1 protein-coding gene is annotated in these 1,435 nt (G+C 40.8%); it reads left to right on the top strand.

What is annotated here, in order from left to right:
- Positions 1–88 precede the first annotated feature (88 nt).
- Positions 89–1,423, top strand: a complete 1,335-nt coding sequence (locus tag H5079_RS18100; protein WP_182684616.1) for an IS4 family transposase — start codon at positions 89–91, stop codon at positions 1,421–1,423.
- The last annotated feature ends 12 nt before the right edge of the window (positions 1,424–1,435 follow it).

Here is a 1,435-nt window from a genome sequence, read left to right as displayed (position 1 = left end):
GAGTAATGCCGATCAGTTAAGTAATAAAAAGCTTGACGATCGGTAAAATGAGATCAGAATCCTATGATCACAGGTCATAGGATTTTTTATGCAACTTGCTCACGAATTAGCTGCTACCCTCGATGCATGCAACACATTTCACACATTTGAAAAGTACGCCGAAATACTCTCCCCTGAATTAATTGAACACGCTTTTCAACAGGCCGGTGTAGCAACCATTAGAAAACGCCGTCTACCTTTAGAGGCTGTACTATGGTCAATCATTGGCATGAGCTTATTCAGACAACGTTCAGTTTGGGATATAGCGACTCAAATGGACATTATGTTACCTGATAAAAAACCTTTACTGGCACCCAGTGCAATCGTGCAAGCTAGGCAGCGTCTAGGCTCAGAAGCCGTTAAACAAGTATTCCTAGCAATGGCAAAGCAAAGTTATCAAAGCGATAAGTTTGAAACATGGGCAGGGCTCAATTTACTCGCTGTAGATGGGGTTGTCTGGCGGACAACAGATACACCTGAAAACCATGAAACATTTAAAGCTCAAAGCAATGGGCGCAGTGAAAATATCTTTCCGAAAATACGTATGGTTTGTCATATGGAAGTCACCAGCCATCAACTTATCAACAGTGCATTCTCTGATTATAGAACCAGCGAAATGGTACTCGCTGAACAGCTTATTGAGCAAACACCCGATAACTCGTTAACGATATTTGATAAAGGGTATTATTCTCTTGGGCTACTAAATCGTTGGCAACAAGCAGGAAAACAACGCCACTGGATGATACCCGCACGCAAAGATCTTCAGTTTGAAGTGGTAAAGAAAATAAGCCCGAATGACTTACAGATACGGTTGACGTCGACCCCGCAATCTAGAAAGAAATTTGCTGATTTACCTGCTCATGTTGATGCTCGCTTGGTTACTAAAACGATTAAAGGAAAAACTTATCGCATTCTGACGTCTATGATTGACCCAATGCGCTTTCCCAGTGAGGAAATGGTTGAATTATATTGTTATCGCTGGGAAATAGAACTTGGCTTTAGAGAAATGAAACAAACACTATTGAACAGTAAATATACCTTGAGAAGCAAACGGCCCGATATGATAGAGCAAGAATTATGGGGGATATTACTGGCATATAACCTCATAAGACAAGCGATGACAGAGGCTGCGAGCAAGCTCGATAGTGTGTTACCAAATCAACTAAGTTTTGCGAGTTGTTCAATGGCAGTCACCCAGTATTTTGCAACGATACCACTGACATCACCTGGGAATATTCCCAAGCACTACACGTTATTAATAGAGCAGTTAGGTTACTTTAAATTGCCACAAAGGCGTGAAGAAAGAAGCTATAAAAGATGGTTAAAACCCAAACCATCAAAATACCCATCTAACAAAAATAAAAATACCAGTCAGCTTAACTGACTGGCATTACTC

It is taken from the genome of Pseudoalteromonas sp. SG44-5 (genome assembly GCF_014164175.1).
In the GTDB taxonomy this organism is placed as follows: Bacteria; Pseudomonadota; Gammaproteobacteria; order Enterobacterales; family Alteromonadaceae; genus Pseudoalteromonas; species Pseudoalteromonas nigrifaciens.
Note: the sequence above shows the minus strand (reverse complement) of the source record. Positions and strands in the feature narration are given on the sequence as shown.

Bases quoted from the DNA above. Each gene is read 5' to 3' on its own strand.
- H5079_RS18100 (WP_182684616.1), top strand. From the start codon at position 89: ATGCAACTTGCTCACGAATTAGCTGCTACCCTCGATGCATGCAACACA.